General features: G+C 36.8%; 18 protein-coding genes and 1 riboswitch. Of the genes, 14 read left to right on the forward strand and 4 right to left on the reverse strand.

The genetic code is table 11. The features are described from left to right. Positions 1–16: 16 nt before the first annotated feature. Genes ACOEN1_RS09550 through ACOEN1_RS09565 form a run of 4 tightly spaced genes read left to right on the forward strand, consistent with a single transcriptional unit; the run spans position 17 to position 3,672 of the window. Positions 17–2,119 (forward strand): aldehyde ferredoxin oxidoreductase, encoded by a 2,103-nt coding sequence (locus ACOEN1_RS09550; RefSeq protein ID WP_422486667.1) that lies wholly within the window; start codon positions 17–19, stop codon positions 2,117–2,119. 17 nt (positions 2,120–2,136) lie between these two features. After that, positions 2,137–2,682 carry a hypothetical protein gene (locus ACOEN1_RS09555; protein ID WP_422486668.1) on the forward strand — a complete coding sequence of 182 codons (546 nt, stop codon included), beginning with the start codon at positions 2,137–2,139 and terminating at the stop codon, positions 2,680–2,682. Positions 2,683–2,697: 15 nt separating this feature from the next. After that, a complete protein-coding gene (fdhD, locus tag ACOEN1_RS09560) occupies positions 2,698–3,423 on the forward strand; it encodes a formate dehydrogenase accessory sulfurtransferase FdhD (protein WP_422486669.1) in 726 nt (241 codons plus the stop codon). Between the two features lie 57 nt (positions 3,424–3,480). Further along, positions 3,481–3,672, forward strand: coding sequence for a twin-arginine translocase TatA/TatE family subunit (locus ACOEN1_RS09565; protein WP_422486670.1), 192 nt, complete (start codon positions 3,481–3,483; stop codon positions 3,670–3,672). A gap of 2 nt (positions 3,673–3,674) precedes the next feature. Further along, positions 3,675–3,792: riboswitch (molybdenum cofactor riboswitch) on the forward strand. Positions 3,793–3,816: 24 nt separating this feature from the next. Here the strand turns inward: ACOEN1_RS09565 and ACOEN1_RS09570 are convergent. Genes ACOEN1_RS09570 through ACOEN1_RS09585 form a run of 4 tightly spaced genes read right to left on the reverse strand, consistent with a single transcriptional unit; the run spans position 3,817 to position 11,145 of the window. Then, positions 3,817–4,857 (reverse strand): flavodoxin family protein, encoded by a 1,041-nt coding sequence (locus tag ACOEN1_RS09570; RefSeq protein ID WP_422486671.1) that lies wholly within the window; start codon positions 4,855–4,857, stop codon positions 3,817–3,819. Next, on the reverse strand, positions 4,854–6,095 hold the full coding sequence (locus ACOEN1_RS09575; RefSeq protein WP_422486672.1) for a lactate dehydrogenase: 1,242 nt from the start codon (positions 6,093–6,095) through the stop codon (positions 4,854–4,856). The genes ACOEN1_RS09570 and ACOEN1_RS09575 overlap by 4 nt, the downstream gene beginning before the upstream one ends. Continuing rightward, positions 6,092–10,816 (reverse strand): cytidyltransferase, encoded by a 4,725-nt coding sequence (locus tag ACOEN1_RS09580; protein WP_422486673.1) that lies wholly within the window; start codon positions 10,814–10,816, stop codon positions 6,092–6,094. Before ACOEN1_RS09580 ends, ACOEN1_RS09575 begins: the two co-directional genes overlap by 4 nt. A 41-nt stretch (positions 10,817–10,857) precedes the next feature. After that, positions 10,858–11,145, reverse strand: coding sequence for an ACT domain-containing protein (locus tag ACOEN1_RS09585; protein ID WP_422486674.1), 288 nt, complete (start codon positions 11,143–11,145; stop codon positions 10,858–10,860). Positions 11,146–11,274: 129 nt separating this feature from the next. Here ACOEN1_RS09585 and ACOEN1_RS09590 point away from each other — a divergent pair, with 129 nt between their 5' ends. The 10 genes from ACOEN1_RS09590 (at position 11,275) to ACOEN1_RS09635 (ending at position 22,989) form a co-directional block, all read left to right on the forward strand. After that, positions 11,275–12,207, forward strand: coding sequence for a PfkB family carbohydrate kinase (locus tag ACOEN1_RS09590; protein ID WP_422486675.1), 933 nt, complete (start codon positions 11,275–11,277; stop codon positions 12,205–12,207). A 13-nt stretch (positions 12,208–12,220) separates the two neighbouring features. Next, positions 12,221–13,306 (forward strand): metallophosphoesterase family protein, encoded by a 1,086-nt coding sequence (locus tag ACOEN1_RS09595; protein ID WP_422486676.1) that lies wholly within the window; start codon positions 12,221–12,223, stop codon positions 13,304–13,306. Beyond that, positions 13,303–15,675 carry an ATP-binding protein gene (locus ACOEN1_RS09600; RefSeq protein ID WP_422486677.1) on the forward strand — a complete coding sequence of 791 codons (2,373 nt, stop codon included), beginning with the start codon at positions 13,303–13,305 and terminating at the stop codon, positions 15,673–15,675. Before ACOEN1_RS09595 ends, ACOEN1_RS09600 begins: the two co-directional genes overlap by 4 nt. 13 nt (positions 15,676–15,688) lie before the next feature. Continuing rightward, positions 15,689–16,408, forward strand: a complete 720-nt coding sequence (locus tag ACOEN1_RS09605; RefSeq protein ID WP_422486678.1) for a metallophosphoesterase — start codon at positions 15,689–15,691, stop codon at positions 16,406–16,408. After that, complete coding sequence (gene nagB / locus ACOEN1_RS09610) at positions 16,380–17,114, forward strand: glucosamine-6-phosphate deaminase (protein ID WP_422486679.1); 735 nt, start codon at positions 16,380–16,382, stop codon at positions 17,112–17,114. The genes ACOEN1_RS09605 and nagB overlap by 29 nt, the downstream gene beginning before the upstream one ends. Before the next feature lie 14 nt (positions 17,115–17,128). Next, a complete protein-coding gene (locus ACOEN1_RS09615) occupies positions 17,129–17,692 on the forward strand; it encodes a class IV adenylate cyclase (RefSeq protein WP_422486680.1) in 564 nt (187 codons plus the stop codon). Next, positions 17,685–19,076, forward strand: a complete 1,392-nt coding sequence (locus tag ACOEN1_RS09620; RefSeq protein ID WP_422486681.1) for a TldD/PmbA family protein — start codon at positions 17,685–17,687, stop codon at positions 19,074–19,076. The genes ACOEN1_RS09615 and ACOEN1_RS09620 overlap by 8 nt, the downstream gene beginning before the upstream one ends. Next, positions 19,076–20,425: a TldD/PmbA family protein gene (locus tag ACOEN1_RS09625; protein WP_422486682.1), complete on the forward strand. Its 1,350-nt coding sequence runs from the start codon at positions 19,076–19,078 to the stop codon at positions 20,423–20,425. Before ACOEN1_RS09620 ends, ACOEN1_RS09625 begins: the two co-directional genes overlap by 1 nt. A 284-nt stretch (positions 20,426–20,709) precedes the next feature. Beyond that, the gene (nuoE, locus tag ACOEN1_RS09630) at positions 20,710–21,243 is read left to right on the forward strand and encodes an NADH-quinone oxidoreductase subunit NuoE (RefSeq protein WP_422486683.1); all 534 of its coding nucleotides are present in this window, start codon (positions 20,710–20,712) and stop codon (positions 21,241–21,243) included. After that, entirely contained in the window at positions 21,244–22,989 is a 1,746-nt protein-coding gene (locus ACOEN1_RS09635; RefSeq protein ID WP_422486684.1) for an NADH-ubiquinone oxidoreductase-F iron-sulfur binding region domain-containing protein, read from the forward strand. The last annotated feature ends 12 nt before the right edge of the window (positions 22,990–23,001 follow it).

The following is a 23,001-nucleotide window of genomic DNA, read 5'->3' on the forward strand; positions in this document are numbered from 1 at the left end:
ATAAGGAGGGAAGAATATGACAGTTTCATACGGATGGGCAGGAAAGATTCTAAGAGTCAACCTGTCAAACGGAAAAATTACGACGGAAGATACTAGTAAGTATAAGGAATACATAGGTGGTATGGGAATAGGATACAAAGTACTTTTTGATGAGGTGCCAGTTGGTACACACCCTCACGATTCAACAAATAAGATCGTATTTGGAACTGGTCCACTGACCGGTTCAGGAGCGCCATGTAGTTCAAGGACTAATATTACATCTCTTTTTTTAACTACTCCCAAGCCAATGGTTGCAGACTCTCATATGGGAGGAAATTTTGCTGCTTCAATGAAATATGCAGGGTATGATGCGATAATTGTTGAAGGTAAGTCAGGAAGACCTGTTTGGTTAAGGATCGAGGATGATGTTGTGTCAATTGAAGATGCATCTAAGATGTGGGGTCAAGGTATCAATAATACAACAGCACTTGTATCATCTGAGATGGGCAAAGAAGCCAGTATTGCTGCAATTGGTCAAGCTGGAGAAAATTTGGTAAATCTTTCTGTAATTATGAATGGTTATTCACATTCAGCAGGTGGACATGGTAGTATATTGGGAGCAAAGAAGCTTAAGGCAATTGGAATAATAGGCACAGGTTCATTGAAAATAGCAAGAAGTGGAAAAGACTTATTGGATACAAATAGATATATGCTAAAGGAGCTGATAGGCGCAAATAACAATCATGTTGTTCCTAGTACACCTCAACCATGGGCTGAGTTCGATGCAAAAGGTAGTAGATGGACAGCACAAAAAGGCTTGTATTGGGGTGCAGCAGAGCCGCCAGTTGAAACAGGAGAAATCCCTCCTGGTGATATTAAGACTGTAGGGCTTAGAACACAAAAAGGAGTCAAGGATCTTGGTCCACTCGCTGAAAAGTATACTAAGAGAATGGGTGGATGCCAGTCATGTCCTATAAGATGCTTCTCACAGTTGGAAGTACCACAACTTGAAAAATTCGGGGTGTCAAGATACGTTTCAAATACTTGTATGGGATATCATTCTCCTGGCGGTGTAATGTTTAAAGGTGTTTCTGATCAGTTTGAAGAAGGTGACGCTGGATTGATATCTAAGAGTCTTGGTTCACAATTGGCAAATGATTACGGAGTTTGGTGCAATTATGGAATGATAGGTAGAGATTTTAAATATGCATATGAATCAGGTAAGTTGAAGGAAGTATTATCAGAGGAAGAGTACAATTCAATACCGTTTGATTTACTTGAAGCAGGAGATCCAGCATTTTTAAAGGATTTCTATAGAAGGATAACTTTTAAAGAAGGTGAATTCAGTCATCTTGGCGATGGTACATACTGGATTGCAAAAAGATGGAATTTTGGTGATGATTTCTGGCATGGTAAGGATTACAAGATATGGTCACCTCTAGGATTCCCGGTGCATCATAGTAATGAAGCAGGTGCACAAGTAGGAGCATTAATTTCATGTATGTTTAATAGGGATTCTCAATCACATACACATATGAATTTAATAGGATCAGGGTTGCCTACTGATATTTTGAAAGAAGTGTCAGCTGAGATATGGGGATCTGAAGAAGCACTAGATTTTCCTGCGAAATATACTCCTATGAATAAATATAAGGCTAAGTTTGCTAAATGGTCAATTCTTAGAAATGTACTTCATGACTCATTGACTGTATGTAACTGGATGTGGCCTATGATGGTTTCACCTTTAAAGGAAAGAAACTATAGAGGAGATACTGCACTTGAATCAAAATACATGTCCATAGTCACTGGTGATGATTATACGGAAGAGTCACTTGACTTAGCGGCAGAAAGAGTATTCACTCTTCACAGAGCATTAACCGTGAAACAAATGGGTACAGTGGATATGAGAAGTGAGCATGACGTTATAATGGATTGGGTTTATGATATGGATCCAGAAATGGAACCTTTTACTGAAGGAACAATAAAAATGGAAAGAAATGATATGCAGACAGCGTTGACAATGTTCTATGAAGAAATGGGATGGGACATTAAAACTGGTGCGCCAACCAAAGAAACTCTTGAAAGACTTGGATTAGATTTTGCAGCAAGAGAGCTTGAAGCAATGAATCTTATACCTTAGAAGGGGATGAAGTGGTAGTGAATAAGAAAAATATTGAAGAAGATTTGTCTGAAATTCTAATTAGAAATTCTAGGGATGGAAAGATACTTACCGTCCTTGAGATTGAACATTTACTTAATCTGGATAAGGTTGATGAGACTCTTGATGTTCCTGAGATGCTGTTGAATTTAAAGGATGAACTGGAGTTGAAAACCATCGAGGATGCTGAGGCTCAGACATTCTATTATTCAGGCAAGGAGATGACAGATAAGTATGCAGGAATAATAATCAGAGTCAAGAATAAGGACATCATTAGACTAGTTGCTGATACAGTAAGGGAGGAATCAAGGAGATATCCAAGACCCACCTATGTAACAATGTTTAATCTCCCACCATACGATTTATCCTCGGGTGAGTTGGAGGAGATGCTATCGGAAATATCCTTTGATAGTGAATACAATGATCTTAAATTTACAAGTGCCAGCAACGGGGCATTGTTTATATATTCTGGAAAATACATGTCCAAGGGATATGCTGATTATCTAGCAGAATGGATAGAAGTAGGTCAGGATGAAAATCCTTAATTAGGAGGTAGGAAAATGCTGGATATGATAAATTCAATTGAGCTGTCAGAAGAATTTCCAGTTACTATAAACCTTAATGGTTCAAAGCTTATAACTCTAATGTGTACTCCATCAGATTTAAGGGAGCTTGCAATTGGACACTTAATCAATACTGGAGTTGTAAAATCGTTCTCGGATATAATGACTGTAGCAGCATGCGAAGATCTTCGACAAATTTATGTTATAGCAGAAAATGTTTCGGATAAGAGGTTTAGCCTGAAAGATGTTTTTGGAACTGGATGCGGATCTATATGTGATATTCCTGAAGAATTTTCAGAGCTTGCTGTAAATATTTCAGATGTTTTGGTTAGCTTCAAGAGGATAAGAGATGCATTTAGCATTATGTATCAAGATTCCGAAAGATATAGAAGGCATGGGGGAATTCATGCAAGTGCTATTATCTACGACAAGCAAGTTGTTACAATGGAAGATGTAGCTAGACATAACACTCATGACAAGGTTATTGGATTTGCAACTTATAAAGGGTGGGATATTGGTAAAACAACAATAATTACCACTGGCAGAATATCAGCTGATATGGTATTTAAATCAGCACGTGCAGGTGTTCCTGTGATATGTTCAAGAAGCAATCCAACTTCACTGGCAGTAGAACTTGCATTGAAACTTGGAATCACATTAGTAGGAAGAGCTGTATCAAGAAATGCTACAGTATACACACACAAAGAAAGAGTATTGATGTAGCTATAGTAGCAAGTTATATAAATATAAGTGTTAGCAGCTTTTAAAGGAGGGATTAATATGGGATTTGGTAGACTAGGAGCTCCGGAATTAATACTGATACTTGCAATCGCACTTGTCATATTCGGACCATCAAAACTTCCTGAAATAGGAAAATCACTAGGGAAAGCAATTGGCGAGTTTAAAGGGCATGCCAGTAAGGTCACAGAGGATTTGAACGTAGATTTAAAAGAAGACAAGAGTAAATCCTAAGTTTTATTAAAGGTTTCCGAGCTGTAGTTTCTAAGGACTAATGTCTAAGAATACCAGCCTGGGCCTGACTGGAAACGGTCAGACCTCCCATGTTTGGAAAGGAAGCTTTATTTTTATGCAAAAAAATAGCCTGAATATATCAGGCTAGATGTTTTTAAGTATATGCTTTGCGAACTTCTCAGCTTTTGCATTTATATCAGGTACGTTATAAATTGATCCGGGATCATTTGCAGTAGCCATTATTGAAAATTCAGGAGGAAGCTCAAAAGTCTTGTTCATATTTAAGCTACTTATAAGTTGCTTTGCTAGAGCATCACCACCGGAGAAACCAGATACTATCACGGTAAAGATTCTTTTGTCATAGAATTTCGTTTTTCTGAACAAGGCTGTAAGTCTGTTGATTGTTGCTACAATATTTGCTGTAATCATGTCGTTATAGTTTGGACAAAGGAATATTATGGTCGAGGCATCCTGAATTGCAGGATAAACTTCTTCTACAACTACACCACCATAAAAACATTTAGTCTGCTTTCCAAAGTACTTACAGGTTTTGTAGCTACATCCTCTGCAGTCTGTAATCGTTCCATTCCCTAGATAAACTTCATTTATTTCCACATCATGAAGGTGTTCCTTAATCATTTCCCAAAGAGAATATGTATTGGATGTACCTTTGTTGGAAGAATGTAGAACCGCAATCGTCTTGTTTCTGAAATACTCCTGAGTTGAAAGAAGTCTTCTTCCAAGTTCTTCACTTTTTTTGAGGCAAATATCCTCCAAAGATAAATCATATATTTTTTTTAAGGGGATGTAGTTGTCCAAATTTTGATTTGCTTCTATTACAGGTCTGCCAGGGAAAGTACAACCCAACTGGTTTGCAATGAATACAATATCCTGAGCTGCAGTTTTCGTAAAGTTGTCGTATCCACTATGAATCAGTATTGAACCTCTTGAATTTTTCAAGGAATCTTTCCCTCTATTGACAAGCTCCTCAAGGATTCGATTTATTTGAGGATTAATACCTATTGAATTTAATTCTATTGCAAATAGAATATTGTGACCCTTTAAGTCAGGTAAATTCTCTTCGTTGTTGATAACATTAAAATCCTCACCGTTTATTGCCTTGTCTATCATTTTCTGTAGAAGAGGGGAGGGTTTTGATGGCAAGATAAGCGTAAATGGTTTCATATTATACTCCTCAGTTCGTTATAGGTTTCTTCAAGTCTTTTTTTTAGCATTGAATCCAGATCATATGACGGAACTTCAATACCTTGTTTTGTAAGTCTTATTTTTGAACCCATAAATACTTCTCCGACCATTGAAGACCCATAAAAGTATTCATTTCTTATGGTAGCTATCAAGGAAAGTGCACCTGATGACAAACTTGGAGCTACATAAGGTTTAAATCCAAACTTTCTGATTTCCAAGTTTGAATCAAGGGTTTTGACTGTAAGTAAAAGCGATTGCTCCTCATTGTAGTTTATCATACTGTCAGCAACTATCAAGCCCTTTCCATGAGGACCAAAGACCTGACCTTCTTTAAGATACTGCATTAGTTCAGGATTTCTCTCCGCATGGAAAGTAGCTCTTGCATTCATTACACCTAGACCATATCCAATTATTTGGTTGGGAGCTAGACCCATATAATCCAGATTTCCACTTTCATCAAGGTTTGAATCAAGATAAAGTCCTCTGCAGAGCAGATCAACAGGATCGCTAACAACTGCGAATATTCCCTTGAAATGTTTTTCACGGGCAATTCTGGCATATTTTCTTAGAATCTCTCTGTTTCCTTCGAGTTGTACCATTCGTACATCAACATGTTCAGATCCGACTGGTGGAATACCCTTTGATGCGCAGAATACAAGCATGTCGCAATCGAATAAACCATTTTCATCCATTGGTACAACCTTTGGGAATGAAGCCTCATCAAATGGTCGTCTTATCTGATTCAATTCATGTTCCCATCTTTTCATTTTGTCAGGATTTCTATCATATATTCCGATAGTCATGTTTGAGCCTAAAAGCCTGAGCCCTATCAGAAGTGTACTTCCAACATCGCCAAGAGCGATAACATTAATTCTCCAGTGATCAGGAAAGTGATTTAATTCATCTTTCCAAGTGGGGAAGGAAATGTTAATACACTTGATAGTACCATTAGAGATTTTTTGTTCAATCCAAGATGGCAGATCAAAATCCTCTTCATTTTTCTGCAGAAGATCCAGTCCTTCAGTGTCTGATACAATCTGTGAAGATGATGTTACCAGAAAACCTCTTCTTGAAGAGAAAGGATCCATGGCTTTAAGAAAATATACTGTCTCTTTGGCATCGACGATCTCTTCTCTCGAAATGGGATCCAAGGAAGAGATTTTAAAAAGTGAAAACAGTAATTTGTCATTGTATTTATAATAGTAAGTTTTTATCATCTCATATGCCCTCTCAGTGTATGTTCCAGTCTCTTAAGGTAATGGATGTCCATCTCCAGGAAAGTGGAAGGTTTTTGATGCCTTTTCCGGAATACGCTACGCTCCAAATCTGGATATCTTGGTGTGAAAATAACTTCACCCAGCGAAGCAAGTGTAAGGTTCTTTTCATTTATTTCCTGATAAACCTCCTCAATTATCTTTAAGAGGTCCAAAGAATTGTTTAGACAAATCTCAGACAGATTGTATATTGAATCCTGTGTAATATCCTTAATAAATCTAGGAGATACATAAGGGAGGATAAAGTTGATACTTGGTATTAGGTTTGATTCCAGATAATCCTTTCTCACCATATCTCCACCTAGGAAGGGGTATTGACTACTTTCATTGAACCATAATCTAAGATTTGGCACAAAGTAAGCGTATTCAACATCCAAATTCCTGATTTGAGCAATTTCCTTTCCTTTACCTGATAGAATGCCTACGAACAATTTGGAAATTTCTATTCCTTCTTTTCGTAAAAGAGGTTCAACAATTTTAATTCTGTAACCTTTGTGCAGAAGATCATCCAATAGAATTACAGGTCTCTCGAATGATTTTATCGTCTTGCACTGACCTTCGAGTGATAAATAGTTGGGAAATTCACCTACTGTAAAGCTGTGTATATCAGGTGCAAATATTCTTTCAGTATGGAGTGTCTTTGTGACAGTGTTTGGAATTATTGAGTTATTGAGTATTATACCAAACGGTACACACATCTTCTCCCCCAAGGATTTCTTTTTACTATCTACTATCGAAACTCCATTTTCATCACAAAGCTTTTGAATAAGCTTGCTGTACACCATGTCTCTGTTAAAAGAAATCAGCAATTCATTTGGATAAAGGTCTGCCAAGGCTCGCTTGAGTTTTTTTCGGGTTGAAGTTATTACTTTCTGGATTCTTGGGTCACTATCATAAGGAGCTTTCAGAGTGTTTTCCAAATCCAGATTAATACTTATGGGATTATTCATGTCAACCATATACATGGGGGAGTCTTTATGCTGGAAAGGCATTCTTGAGAATCCCTGCATCAACAGGTATTCTTCAGCTTTCTCATTAACTCCTGATATCATTGTATTGCAATAAAGAGCATAGTTGTAGTCTCTGTTTATAGCAATAGAAAGGGTCTCGTTTAATACCATATCCATCAGATTGTCATTATCGTCTCTTGCAAAAAGACATGATATAAAAGCGGTCCTACCTTTTGCATAAGTTCGGATATAGTCTGTCAATTTCTGGTCTTCGAACTCATCGTAAAGCATACTATGTCTGACCCAATAAAAAGCTGAAAAGCCTAGAGGTAGTCCTGTTTCCATGTCCTTAAGAATAATTATCCTGTAGCTCATTTTGTTTCTTAGATTGAGTATTCCTTCTTCAATTATTCTGTTGCCGAAGTTATCCATTAGGTATATAAGGATCTCACTACTTAGATTTCGGTGTACTTCAACGTCTAGAGTTTTCGTTTCTACTAGCGTCTTGTAAAGTGGTTCTCTGATGTAAAGTCCGTAGTTATAGATGTAATCTGCTGCCATCGGATCTATAAGCTTTGATATATCCCGATTTTTATCTATATTATCTCTGATTTGTGTCGAACTGATATCTTCATACTGGGTGGGCAATGTTAATTGAATTACTTTGCCTTTTATACGAGCAATAGCTTCTTCTAGAGCGTCTTTGTCACCTTTATGAGACTGGTCTGACCTTCTATCAAATATTACATGAGAAAAATTCAATATTTCTCGACTTTTCTTATATGCTGAAGCATTGATTATTACATCTGAACCTACTGCAACATATACTTCTCTGTCTCCAAATATTTCTCGTAAGTTTAGCATATCCCTGTCGGAACTTATATTTATTGGAATCTCTTTGGGAAAAAGGTAAACTCCATCTTCCTTGGAAATGCTCATATTAATGATATTACGTCTGAACTGGTGCGCTTCCGTTCGCTTTGACCAAGAGAACTCATCGACTGCAAGATATATTTCAAAGCCTTTTCGTCTGATTTCCTTGGCGATTTCTCTATGCCCAAGACTGAAGGGGTCAAAGGATCCAGGGAAGAAAACAACATCCTCATCAGTAGTAACATCAAGAATTCCGTGTTCAAATTCAAAATCGGATATATACCTATATATATGGTTTAGAGAAGCAGCATTATTATAAAAAACAAAATTGTTTTCTCTGGAATCTTCTATAAGTGTAAGTATTTTCTTTCCTATTCTTCTGAATACAGTTTGTTTTTCATGGTGTGTGAGTTTATCGGAGTTAAATACTGTTGATGCTATAACCCTCAAAGCTTCGGTTTTTATTTCTACATTATATGATGCAATTGGAACAAGGAGTAGACCAAGAAGCCTGTTAAGACGTTTCTCATTTATCTTTTCATCCTCTTGGAAAAGTTCTCTGTACTTTGGATAGTTAATAATTGTGGTACCGATTGTATTCAAGAGCAGCATTATTGTCTGTGGCCTCGAAACCTTGATTTTCTCCTCAAGGTCATCAATCACTTCATCAAGCTCCTGTGGTGGAAGATAAAGGAATAGATGGCCTAAATATTCTGGAATAAACTTAGTGAATTGATAGTTTTCCATTTCCAAAGCTCTCAGAAGCTCAATAGCAACATCATTTCTTTGTTCAAGGGAAATCATTGGAATAATATTGAGTAGTGTATAGCCACTATAGTTTCTAACTCTTTCAACGGCACTTACCTTGAGCATATTACACAGGTGTATAGCAGTATGAATTCCCGTTTCCTTTGGATTTTTTCTTACTTGGTCATATAGAATATCAATATTTATTTTTTTAGTGGTCCAATCTGTCGCAGTCTTAAGGTTTTCAAGGAATAACTCTGAAACATTTGCCTGATCCTGGAGATAATTATCTCTGAAGTTGGCTATAATATCGTCGTCCATTGAAAGTTTGTTAGAGATTATATATTTCAAGTAATTTTCTGCAGGAATAGGGGATTTCAAAGGTCTTATTTCCAGATAATCTTTCATAGGTGAATAAAGGTTTTCATCATTTACTCGAGTTATAACTTCAGAAGCTCTGTCTAGAGCACTTAGTCTGATGTTTGATATATCTGAGGACACCATTTCAATTATATATGAGTAGAATAGATTTCTTCTTTTTGAATCAATTCCATTTAAAGGCAAATAATTAACTGTCTGTACAAGATAGAATTGAGATACCGGAATCAATTCCTTGGATCTTTGATAGAAGTAGTTAAGAGCATCAAAATATTCGCCGTAACTATCTTCATTACAATTTTCAAATAATGATTTTACTATAAGCTTCAAGTTGTATAGCCATAAATTTTGAGAGTCAACAATCTTGTGACTGGGTACCAAAAGTGATTCCAGGATTTCCTTAAATACAACGACACTTGTCTCTTCGGGTTTCTTACGTGCCACAGAGTTGGGAAGTTCTTTCCTGTATTCCTCATCATAATTTGCTAAAAGCTTACCAATCAGTTCAGCTGATTCCTTCCGAACATCTTCCTCCTTGTGAAGTAGGAGGTCGGTTAGAAAGCTTAACACCATTATTTTCTGCTTCTGAGTCAGATAAGTTGAGTACTCTTTTAGAATTTCAATATATAGTCTTAATATTCTCCAATTGGATTCTCCTCTTGCTTCTTCAAGTATCTCCAGGAACTTTTCATGATCCATAAGATTAGTCATTAGGAATATATTATTCTCAATAGCTTTATACTTAAAGGAATCCACAATATCTTCACCACGTAAAAGACTCCAATACGTCTTATCTTTCTTTTCAAGCTCGCCATTCAATGTAGTGTTTACACCCATGGATTCCATATATTCTTCAAAATCCTTTAGCTTGCTGTAAACTCTTTTGTATCGCATTTCTTTAGCCTCATCAACATTGTCTAGCTTATCAAGGATAACCTGAAAAGACTCGTCAAGGTCGTATATATGCATTATATGTCTTCCATCAACGTCTTTATTTTTAACCCTGAAATCAGCATAAATAAGAACAAGTGATTCCAATGGAAGAGTTTCAAGCTCAAGGTCCCATGTAGAGTGATTCGTCGATATATGTCCAATCTTGTCCAGTCTCAATTGTTTGAACCATTGTTCAGTATAGAAGTAGTGCAGATAAGGAACTCTGTTTTGTTCATCTTTAGCAACACCATATTTACCTACGTCATGTCCAAGGCTTGCACCAAGTACAATGCCCAAATCAATTGGTAGGTCAAGTTCCTTAAGTTGCATAGCAACGTGCATAGCTACATCCTTAACTCCCAGAACATGGTCAATTGTATTGTAACCATTGATAACCATGTCAAGTTGCATTATTTCAAAAATAAAGAGTTTGTCATATGCTTCCATGAATCGATAAAACTCCTCAATCGAATCCTTAACATCATAGTCGAAATGATTGCTCCCATTGACATATCTCAAGAGTGTTAGCACTTCTTCATAAAGAACCATGTTGTCCATATGGACTAGTTCACTTTTCTTATGTGAGAATGATTTATACAGGGCATAATCATAGATAGTTTTAATCCACTCAATCGGCTCCATGGGTTTAAATTCGTTTAAAAAATCATGAATAATTTCTATAAAAGAAATGACAGAAACACTTCTGTCTTTTCTTAATTCATCAATCTTCTCTTTTCTGTTATTAGATGCTAGATAATCCTCAAGCCTTTGTTCGATATTCATGGGCTTCCTCCTTGTAAAGGGTAATCCGTGACAGCCATCAATTATTCCTGGTCTATAAATTTAGTGTTCAAGAACTTGAACGATTCGCATAGTTGATTTTTGATATGTTCATCCAGATCCCCCTCGATCTCACATTTCATAGTGGCAATGTTATCATTTCGCGTAACAATCATACTTGCAATATTTATATCGTTTGCAGCCAGAATTGAGCTGACTTTGCTTATGACTCCCTTTTGGTCTACATATTCAAAAATAAAACCAGGTTTGTTATCTGATTCTGTTAAATTGAGTTCTGATACAGTGGAATCTTTTTTTATATTATCTACCATAGCATACCCCTCCTTTGATTACTTTAATTATATAATTATAAGAGAGCCTTTTCAATGATGAATTGGCAAAGACAATTGCAAGAAACACATATATAAGGGTATAATAGTATCCAATGGGGGTGACTGATTATGATATTATCCATAGATTTGAATCCAGTGTTGAACAAGTGGTTGGACGTAGACGAAAAGTTTGAGAAATCAAAGTCATATATGGCTGATATTACAGGAAAGATTCCGGGGGATGGAGGCGCATATCTCACTTTGATTTTAAGCTTGATGAACGAACAGTCTAAAATAACCGGCTTTTCAGGTGGTTCCACAGGTGAGTTTATAAAAAACAGACTAAGTGATGCTGGTGTGTTTGAATTTATTGTTAATATTGGAGAAGAAAGTCCTGAAAGGACGCTTCTGAATTTTAAAGACACTAAACTTGATATAAGCCAGAAATATCCTTGTATTAACAGAGATGAAATATCAGAGTTTTACAAGGAATTGAAAGAGGGACTTAATACCTGTGAGATAATCTGTTTGAGCGGGGAATACCCAGCCAATATGCCTGATGATATGCCTCTGGACATTGCTCTTCTATCCAGGGAATGGGGTAGAAAAATGCTTGTGGCACCAAAGATTGAGTTTTTGGAGGGTATTGTTCAAGAAGCTCCCTATTTACTTTTAGTAACTATCGAAGGTTTGGAAAGCCTTACAAATCTTAAACTTGAATTTGAAGGTGATATAATCAGAGCTTGCCAATATCTATTTCAGAATGATATTGAATATGTTGTCGTGGATATGAAGAAGATGGGACTTTTATTAATGAACAGTGAGAAGGGATTCGGTATGAAAATTGAGAAGGAATCCATGGCAAACGGAGTTTTCATGCATAGTGGAATCCTTGCTGGATTTGCGACTGGAATGATAAGGAAATATGATTTTGAGACTACTGCAAGATTGTCATTTGCATGTGGTGTTCTTGACTACCGCAGTCATAAAGGAAAACCTGATATGACTGATATAAAATCATTGATGAATAGTATTGACATAAGAAGTTTTCACAACTTATAGGAATGGTGATATGATGATTAGTTTTATACATTCCGGTGACATTCACCTGGGAATGAAATTTAAGAATGCTTCATTTGGAGCTGATAAAGGTAAAGCGAGAAGAGAAGAACTATGGCAATCCTTTGGGGATATGATTGAGTATGCTATAAAAACTAGAAAAGACCTTGTGCTCATATCCGGAGATTTATTTGAAGATGGTTCATCGACACTTAAGAATATTAAGAGACTTAAGGACACTTTAGGCACTGCCAAAAATCAACATATTGTAATATTGCCAGGTAATCACGATCCTGTAACCAGCGAATCTCCATATTTAGGAGATGACTGGCCGGATAATGTAACGATTTTAAACCAAAACGGTCTGCAACATGTTTTTATTGAGAAGATTAAAACTTCAGTTTGGGGAATTGGAGCACTAAGAAACGAAGGTGAGTTGAAATCTGAACTGGAAAAGATTAAGCTAGTTAAAGGTCATAAAAATATTTTGATGCTTCATGGAGAATTTGGGTCCAATGGGGATTATCCTCTTCCTAAGGTGGAGGAACTGAAGAGACTCACAATGGATTATATAGCCCTTGGGCATATACATAGCCCTGAGTTTATTCACAAAAATATTGCTTATTGCGGATCTCTGGAACCTTTGGATTTTGGAGAAACCGGTCACAGAGGATTTATTGAGGGTGAATTGTCTAATGAGGGCAGTTATCGGTTTGTAAATTTTGCAAAAAGAAACTTTCACATAATTGAAATTGAAATAACCAAGGAGATGACCATTGAAAAAATTGTTGACGAGCTAATGCTATCAACTGGAGAGAATCGAAATTGTAATTTCTACCGAGTAGTACTCACGGGAATATCACCGTTGTTTATAGACATGAAAGCTCTTGAAACAAGATTCAAAAGAGAGGTATATCACCTGGAATTGATTGACAGATCAGTTCCAGATATTGATCTGGAAAAGATTTCATATGAGAATAGAGGAAATATTCTTGGAATGTATATTGACAGTTTTTCTGATGAAGATTTTGATGATTCAGTTAAGAAAGATGCTTTCTATGCTGGGATTTATGCTCTCTTGGAAGGAAGTGACCTAGTATGAGGATAATTGAACTACATCTTCATGGGTTTGGGAAATTTCAAGATTTTACACTTAGGTTAGAAAATGGTGTTAACCTTGTCCATGGTCAAAATGAGAGCGGCAAATCCACTTTGCACAGCTTTATAAATGGTATGTTTTACGGATTTATAAAACCATATTCAAAAAGAATTCTGTACTCACAGGATCACCAAAGATTTCTGCCTTGGTCTGGATCGAGTTACAGTGGGAGCATTGTGTTCGAAAAAGAAGGAGAAATCTATAGAATCTATAGAGTTTTTTCAAAAGGCAGGGAAGAGACCAAAGTATTTCACGAAAATACAGGCGAGGATATAACTAAAATGGTCCAGAATGCTAATAACTCTAGGGTTTTACAGCCTGGAGAGTATTTTTTTGGAGTAAATAGTGGAGTTTTCAACAATACCTTATTTATTGGTCAACAGAACATAAGACCCGAAAGAAGTTTAGCATATGAAGTCAGGGAAAGACTAGTCAATGCATCAACAGGTGGTGACGAAAAAATATCAGTAGAAAAAGCTCTTGGATATCTTGATGAACAACTTAAAGAAATAGGTACCATTAGAGCTTCTACTTCCGAATATGGACGTTTGAAAACAGAGATTATTGATACTGAAAAGAAATTGGCATTGCTTATGGAGAAAACAAAAAAGTATGGACAGTTGATGAAGAGTCGTGCAAGTATTGAAATGGAATTAAGTCACACAGAAAAGGAGTTGACTAATTACCATGATATGATTCATCATCTTAAAATGCAGGAGAAGCTAGAAATATACGAAGAGGTTTTGAAGTTAAGGGATAAGAACAAGAATCTGGGTGAAGAACTAGAAAGTGTCATAGGACATGAGAGCAAGAAGCAGGATGACTATGAAGAGGCAGTAGGTATCAATGAAGAAATTGGGCTGATTAATTCAAGAATTGCTTCCTGGAATGAACAAATTATTGAAATAGAGGAAAGTGTAGAGAAACTATATAGTGAAAAGACAAATTTTCTTGAAGATCATAAGGAATTAATTGAAGATTGTGGTAGATTTCAAAAACTTGATTTTCTTGCACCAAAAGATGAAAGTCTGGAGGTCCTCCAGAATGACTGGGAAAAGATGAAGAGATATAAAGCATTACTCATCTGGACGATTTCATTATTATCAATCATATATATGTCTTTGTTTATTTATTCTATTTCGCAGGGAAATATTGTCTTTCTGGCCTTTACTCAGATTCTCTTGATACCTTTTGTCTATTGTTTAACCAAAGTGCGCGCTTATAGAATAGAATTAGGTAAAATTGAAGATATCATCCTGATTGTGTACGAGAAACTACAGATATTGAAAAAACATAGAATGACAGATAAAGATCAGTTATATAATAACTTTGAAAGAGCAAAATTAAGTGGAAGCAAAGCAGAGCAAGAAAAGGAACTCCTAAAAGAACTTCAATCAAAAAATGATGCTCTGTCTACGAAAATAAGAGATTCAAACATTGATTCAGTGTCGCTTCATAGAGAGCTAGATAAGATACTAAAGAATAATGATTCAGATAGTATCACTCAATTTAAGGAAGGATTAAAAAAGAAAACAAGGTTCAGGGATATAAAAAGAGAGATAGCATATAACCAGGAGACCATACAAAGAACTTTAAAAGGTGAAGACATTGAGGAGCTTAGAAGAATTTATGACAGCGTTAGGGAAGGTTTTGAAGCTATTGAATCGGAGGATAAAGATAGACTCATTCAAATTCATTCCAGTCTTCAAAACAGGAATAATGAACTACAATTGAAGCTTAAGAAGGTTGAGGGATCCTTATCGCAACTTGAGGATGCTGTTGAAGAGGAGATATCCCTGAATGAGAAGTTGGTGGGACTAAAGGAAAATGAAAATCTTTTAGTATCAAGAAGAGAATCTCTTGAGTTTGCAAGGGATAGGATCAAAAAACTGTCTGGAGAGATTCATAATGATTACGCAACTACTTTGAACAGCAGAGTTGGTGGATTACTGGTCACGATAACCGATGGGAAATATTCAGGAGTAAAAGTTGATAAGAATCTTAATGTTGGATTAGTGGAAGCTACTTCCAGAAGAATTATCCCAGTGGAAAACCTTAGCGGTGGAACTTTGGATCAATTATACTTTGGTCTGAGAATTGGAATTATGGAAGAGCTTCTGTCACAAGAATTTCCTTTATTTCTGGATGAATGCTTTTCACAGTATGATGATAAAAGACTTGAAAATATCCTTGGTTTCATTATGAAATATGAGGGTAGACAGGTTATCATGTTTACTTGTCATAACAGAGAAGAAAAATCACTTCAAGAAATTGGGAAACAATATAACAGGGTAGACCTGCAGCAGATTTAAGAGAGGTGCGTATATGATATATGCAATTGGAGATCTTCATTTTGATCATTCAAAACAAAAGCCAATGGATGTTTTTGGTGAGAACTGGATAAACCACAAAGAAAAGATAGTTGATGATTGGAAGTCAACTGTTTTTGACGATGACCTTGTCCTTGTGCCTGGGGACATATCATGGGCGCTGAAGCTGGATGAGGCTGTTCCCGATCTTAAGCTGATTGACAGTCTGCCAGGACACAAGCTATTTATCAAAGGGAATCATGATTATTGGTGGGAAAGTATTTCAAGGCTTAAATCACTAGATCTTGAGTCAATAACTTTTATAAGAAACAATTCCTATCTATACAAAAATGTAGGCATTGGTGGTACAAGAGGCTGGATGAGCCGGGATTCAGAAGGATTTGATGAGGGGGATGAAAAAATCTATAAAAGAGAACTGCTCAGACTAGATGCATCACTATCGTCCATGGAAGATAGTGTATCAAAAAAAATTGCCATGCTTCATTACCCACCATTTGATGGAAAGCTTAGGCCAAACGATTTTGTCGATGTACTGGTTAAACATAATGTTGATACCTGCATATACGGTCATCTTCATGCAGAGGGACTTAGATATGCAGTTGAAGGGATAATAAATGGGGTGGACTTTAAATTGGTATCCAGTGATTATCTGGATTTCAAGTTAAAGATTATTGAGGGGGACTGGAATGAAGACAATAGTAACAAAATCATATGATGAAATGAGCAAGACCTCAGCAGATTTTTTTGAATCTGAAATCAGAAATAATCCTGAAATTGTAATTGGATTAGCAACTGGATCGACACCAGTAGGAACATATAAGGAGTTAGTAAGAAGGCATATGGAGAAAGGGCTTGATTTCTCAAGGGTAAAATCATTTAATCTCGATGAGTACCTAGGCCTTTCTGGAGATAATCCAAACAGCTACAGACACTTTATGAATGAACAATTGTTTAACCACATAAATATTGATAAGAATAATACTCATGTACCAGAGGGTTTGACTGAGGATCCCAAAGCATATGGGGAGAAATATGATCAAATGATAACAGAATCAGGAGGTATAAGAATTCAGCTTCTTGGTATTGGCTCGAACGGCCATATAGCATTCAATGAACCAGATGATGAACTGCCTTTAGGAACTGGTCTAGTTGAGCTCTCGGAGCAGACCATTGAAGATAACGCGAGATTCTTCCAATCCATAGATCAGGTACCAACACAGGCGATATCAATGGGAATGGGAAGTATTATGAAGGCTGAAAAAATTATAATACTTGCCAGTGGAGAAGGAAAGGCTGAAGTAATCAGCAAGCTGCTAAATAGCGGTAAGGTAACATCAAGAATACCTGCAACATTTTTGTTGCTTCATCCAGATGTTACACTTATTTGCGACGAGGAAGCATACTCAGGAGTAAGCAGATAATTAGGAGGTAGAACATGGTTAAAGAACTAGAAGTCAAGGTTCTTGATATGGATATTAAGAAAATGCAGAAGCTAATTATTTCAAAGGGTGGAAAACTGATTGGCAGGGAGAATCAGGTTAACACACTGATTGATTCTTCACAACGTCCGATTAAGTCATATATGGATGCTTATCTACGCATAAGAGAAAATCATAATATTATTGATGGTAGCAAGACCACGACATTTACATTAAAAAAGAATATATTGAACGATGATTTAAGAGAAAACGAAGAGTATAATGTCCTGGTTGATGACAAGGATACATTACTCGATATCATGAAAAATCTAGGATTTGACGAAATCAAGATAGGTTACAAGGAGAGGGTTTCCTACTCATTTATGAATGGTAGAGTTGATGTTGACATCTGGGATAAGGAAACTTACCCACATCCGTACATTGAAATTGAGGTTAGTAATGAAAATGATTTGAGAAAAATTTTGGAAGAGCTTGAGGTTCCAAAAGAAAATGTTTCAAAACTATCCATTGTTGAACTTCAGAAAGAACTAATGAAGAGTCAGGTGGAGACTGATGATTAACAGAAACTTGGTTGAAAATGTGCTAGATGAAGCTTTATCATATGGAGGAGACTTTGCGGAAATTTTTCTTGAAGATAAAATAACTTCGAATATTAAGTTGGTAGAAGGAGAGATAAGAGACAGTCTTTCAGGTCGAGATTACGGTATAGGAATAAGAATACTGAATGGCACTAACAGTATATATGGATATACAAATGATTCTTCAGAGAAAGAATTGATAAGTCTCACAAGACGATTATCCTTATCACTAAGGGGAAAAAGAGCTGTAAACTCAAAGAGCTTCATCAAGAATAACAGATCTGAATATAATCCTGTTCAAATCAAGTTTGCGGATGTGAAAAAAAACTACAAGATTGATCTTCTTAAAAAAGCTTATCATGCTGCTAAGAATTACGATCAAGTTATTTCACAGGTAACCACAACTTATATGGAGGAGGAGCAGAATATCATTATAGCGAATTCTGATGGCTTATGGTCAGATGACATTAGAAGGAGAACAAGATTTGCAGTGTCTTCAGCAGCAAGTTTTAATGGAGAGATTCAACTGGGATACTACGCACCAGGAGCTTCCATGGGCTATGAATTTTATGACAAAATAGATGTTGTTGAAGTTGGCAGAGAGGCATCTAGAATTGCAAAAGTTATGATATATGCCGATCAGGCTCCAAGTGGTAGAATGCCAGTTGTTATTGAAAACGGCTTTGGAGGTGTTCTATTTCACGAGGCTTGTGGTCATGCTCTCGAAGCTTCTTTTGTATCAAAAGGAACTTCAGCTTTTGGAGACAAGCTGGGAAAGATGGTTGCCTCACCATTAGTAACAGCTATAGACGATGGCAAAATAGCAAATGGTTGGGGAACTACGAATATTGATGATGAAGGTACTCCTACAAGAGAAAATATTCTTATTGAAAATGGGATATTGAAATCTTACCTTGTTGATAAGCTCAATGGTAGAAGAATGGGTTTAGATTCTACTGGATCTGCTAGAAGACAGTCTTACAGATTTCCACCTACTTCAAGGATGAACAATACTTTTATTGTACCTGGTGAATCCACACGGGAAGAATTGATTGAATCAATTGATAGGGGATTATATGCAAAAAAACTGGGTGGAGGAAGTGTTAATCCTGCAACAGGGGACTTCAATTTCTCTGTAATGGAAAGCTATCTAATTGAGAACGGAAGGATTACAACTCCTGTGCGAGGAGCTACCTTGGTAGGAAACGGAATTGAAGTTCTTAAACTTATTGATGGAGTTGGAAACAATTTAAAACTTGAACAGGGTATGTGTGGTGCATCTAGTGGTTCAATTCCTGTAAATGTAGGTCAGCCTGCCATTAGGGTCAGTGATATTACTGTAGGCGGCAGAAAGGGTGGTGCTTGATGAAATTTGAGGATTTCAGCAACCTTGTTTTTCAGGAAGGTAAAAAAGAAATGCATGATATGGAGATTTTTTATGAGTCTAGGAGAGAAGTTCAAATTGAAATTTTCAACAACCAAGTTGACAAATATATTGTATCAGACTCATCAGGTGTATCTTTAAGAGGTTTTGCTGGTAAAGGTATGGGTTATTCATATACCGAAAAATTGGATGAGGAATCAGCTCGAATGATCATAGATGAAGCAATTAAAAATGGTGAGTATACTGATAGTAAAGAAAGGGCATCTTTTTCTAGACCATTAAAACACAAGGATATATGGTCTCAGAAAGAAAAAAACATAAATGAACTCTCAGTCGAAGAAAAAATTGATCTTATGACTAACCTCGAAAAAATAGCTTTATCAATGGATAGAAGAGTAAGTAATTTACAAGTTTGTTCTTACGAAGAATTTAGCATTGATAGAGAAATAAAAAATACTAATGGAGTAAACCTGTCAGACAGTATGTCGGGGGGATATGTGCATCTATCAGTTTTAGCAAAGGATGGGGATGACACAAGAACTGGAAGCAGCATGTTCTTGTTCAGGGATCCAAAGGATATCGACATTGCTAAAATTGCAAGGGAGGCTGTTGTGGAGTCAGTTTCCTTGTTGAACGGAAGACCAGTTAAGAGTGGAAAGTATAAAGTTGTAATAAAGAATCGAGTATTTAGTGAGATGCTTGAAGGTTTTATGCCTGCATTTTCAGGAGAAAATGTTCAGGAGGGATTATCTTTTTTAATTGGTAGAATTGGTAGTGTTATTGGTAGTGAGAATCTGACAATAATTGAAGATCCTCTACTGGATAGCGGTTTTAGCACTTGTAGATTTGATGATGAAGGTTTTCCTACTACCTATAAAAGAATTATTGAAAAAGGTGTTCTAAAGGAGTATCTCTTTAATTCAAGAGCTGCAAACAAGGAAGGAATGGTTTCAACAGGAAACGGATTCAGAGATTCCTACAGGGCACTTGTTGGAACACGACCAACCAATATAATAGTATCGCCAGGTGCTATATCTAGGGAAAGAATGATAGAAAGCATTGAAAAGGGATTGTATATAACTGACGTGGCGGGTTTACACTCAGGATTAAATCCTGTATCAGGTGATTTTTCACTTCAGGCTCAGGGATACCTTATTAAAGAGGGCGATATAAAGAGACCAGTCAATGGGATTACTATATCTGGAAATTTTATTGAAATGTTGAGCAACATTTATGATATTTCTGATGATATTTACTTGGGTTTCCCTGGGAAGGGTCATTATGGAGCTCCATCGATTAAAATTAATATGGTCGATATTTCAGGATATTGATAGATCAATGACATAAGTTAAAAATTCAATAAATGGGTTAAAAAGCCAGTAGATCTATAATAATCTAGAGATGGGAATCTGCAATCAACTGTAGATTCCATTTTCATATTACATCTACGAAAGCGTTCCTAATAGAAGGTTTAAGTAGGCCACAGGATGATAAGTAAATGACAATAAGATAACAATAACAGGAGGGGTTTTATGCACTCAAATGATTGTTAATTCTGAATACTTGAGGTATAATAAATTTGGTGACTAAAATTATAAGTAAAGGAGTTGGTAATGTGGATTGCTGTGGAGCAAAGGAATTAAAAGGACACTTCCTCGATGAAGAAGTTGATTTGTCCCTTCTGGATGATACCATTATGAAATATAAGGAAGTTAAAGGTAGCCTTATAACCATACTTCAGAATGCACAGGAAATATATGGTTTCTTGCCCATGTCTGTTTTGGAATATGTATCACAGGAAACTGGGATTTACAGTTCACAGATATATGGTGTTGCAACATTTTACACTCAGTTTAGGTTAAATCCTGTAGGAGAAAATCTGATCATGCTTTGTAAGGGTACAGCGTGTCATGTAAATGGCGCAGACAGCATTGAGGAAGCGATAGTGGAGGAATTAGGCATTAAAGACGGGGAAACAACAGAGGACAATGCTTTTACACTGAACAATGTGGCTTGTCTGGGATGTTGCAGTCTTTCTCCAGTAATGATGATAAATGGAGAAACATACGGTAGTCTTACTCCTCAGAAGGCTAAAGATATCATAAGGGGAATAGGTAAAAACACCCTTGAAGAGAAGGAGGAGAACTAGATGAAGGTAGTAGTCGGTCTTGGAAGCTGTGGAATTGCAGCTGGTGCCAGGAAGGTATATGAAGAGCTTGAAAATCAGGTAAGTAACCTTGGAATGGATATAGACTTGGAAATTACCGGCTGTGTCGGGATGTGTCATCTGGAGCCCATAGTGGACATTTATGATGATGAAGGACGAATGGAACGTTTTGTAAAGGTTTCAGGGGATAAGGTAGTTGGGCTTATTGAAAAAAAGCTTGCAAAGGAAGACGATAATACATATAGAATATCCTCAGTTGATGAGGAAGCACTCCTTAAACAAGTGAGAATAGCAATTGAAAACTGCGGGATAATAAATCCTGAAAGACTTGAGGAGTACATAGAAAAAGATGGATACAAGGCATTGGAAAAATGTCTTAAGGAGCTTTCACAAAAGGATGTAGTTGAAGAAATAAGGGACTCGGGTTTGAGGGGTAGAGGAGGCGCAGGTTTTCCAACATGGTTTAAATGGAATGCTGCACTCCAAGAGAAAAACACACCCAAATTCATGGTATGTAATGCCGATGAAGGAGACCCGGGAGCATTTATGGACAGGTCAATACTTGAAGGAGACCCACATAGACTCCTCGAAGGGATGGCAATAGGAGCCTATGCAATTGGAGCCGAGGAAGGCATAATATATGTTAGAGCTGAATATCCACTTGCAATAAAGAGACTTGATATTGCAATCAAGCAGGCAAGGCAGGCTGGCTATCTTGGTAATGATATCATGGGGACAGGATTTAATTTCGACATCAGAATAAAGGCTGGCGCAGGAGCATTTGTATGTGGAGAGGAAACTGCACTAATTGCTTCCTTGGAAGGCGAAAGAGGAATGCCTCGACTGAAACCACCGTTCCCTGCACAAAAAGGATTCTGGGGGCAGCCAACAAATATCAACAACGTTGAAACCTTTGCAAATGTTCCATGGATCATTAGAAAAGGTGGGGATGCCTTTGCGGCATATGGGACAGCACAATCAAAAGGAACCAAAGTGTTTGCACTTACAGGAAAGATAAAAAAGGGTGGACTTGTTGAAGTTCCAATGGGAATGCCTATCAAGGATATCATTTACGGAATCGGTGGTGGAATTCTAAACGACAAGGAATTTAAGGCAGTACAGATGGGTGGACCATCAGGAGGCTGTATTCCAGCTCATATTTCTGATACAACTGTTGATTACGAGTCACTTGGAAAAGTTGGTGCCATTATGGGTTCTGGTGGTATGGTGGTAATGGATGAATCAACATGTATGGTTGAGATGGCAAGATTTTTCCTTGATTTTACCAGGAAAGAGTCATGTGGTAAGTGTATCCATTGTAGACTTGGAACAAAAAGAATGCTTGAGATTCTTGAAAGAATTGTAAAGGGTGACGGTAGAGAGGGTGACATTGAGCTTCTTGAAAGTCTAGCTGTTGAGGTAAAGGACGGCTCTCTTTGCGGATTAGGACAAACTGCACCGAATCCTGTGCTAAGTACAATAAGATACTTTAGAAATGAGTATGAAGCACATATATTTGATAAGAAATGTCCTTCGAAATCTTGCAAGGCGCTAATAACATATGAAATTAAGGATAATTGCATTGGCTGTGGAATGTGTAAGAGAAGCTGCCCAGTTGAAGCAATAACCGGAGAGCCTAAGCTGCTCCATGAGATAGATCAGGATATATGTATTCAGTGTGGCAAGTGTTATGAGGTATGTAAATTTGATGCAATAACAATAAGTTAAAGGTAGGGGTGA

This window comes from Gudongella sp. DL1XJH-153 (genome assembly GCF_049310905.1).
Lineage (GTDB): Bacteria > Bacillota > Clostridia > Tissierellales > Tissierellaceae > Gudongella.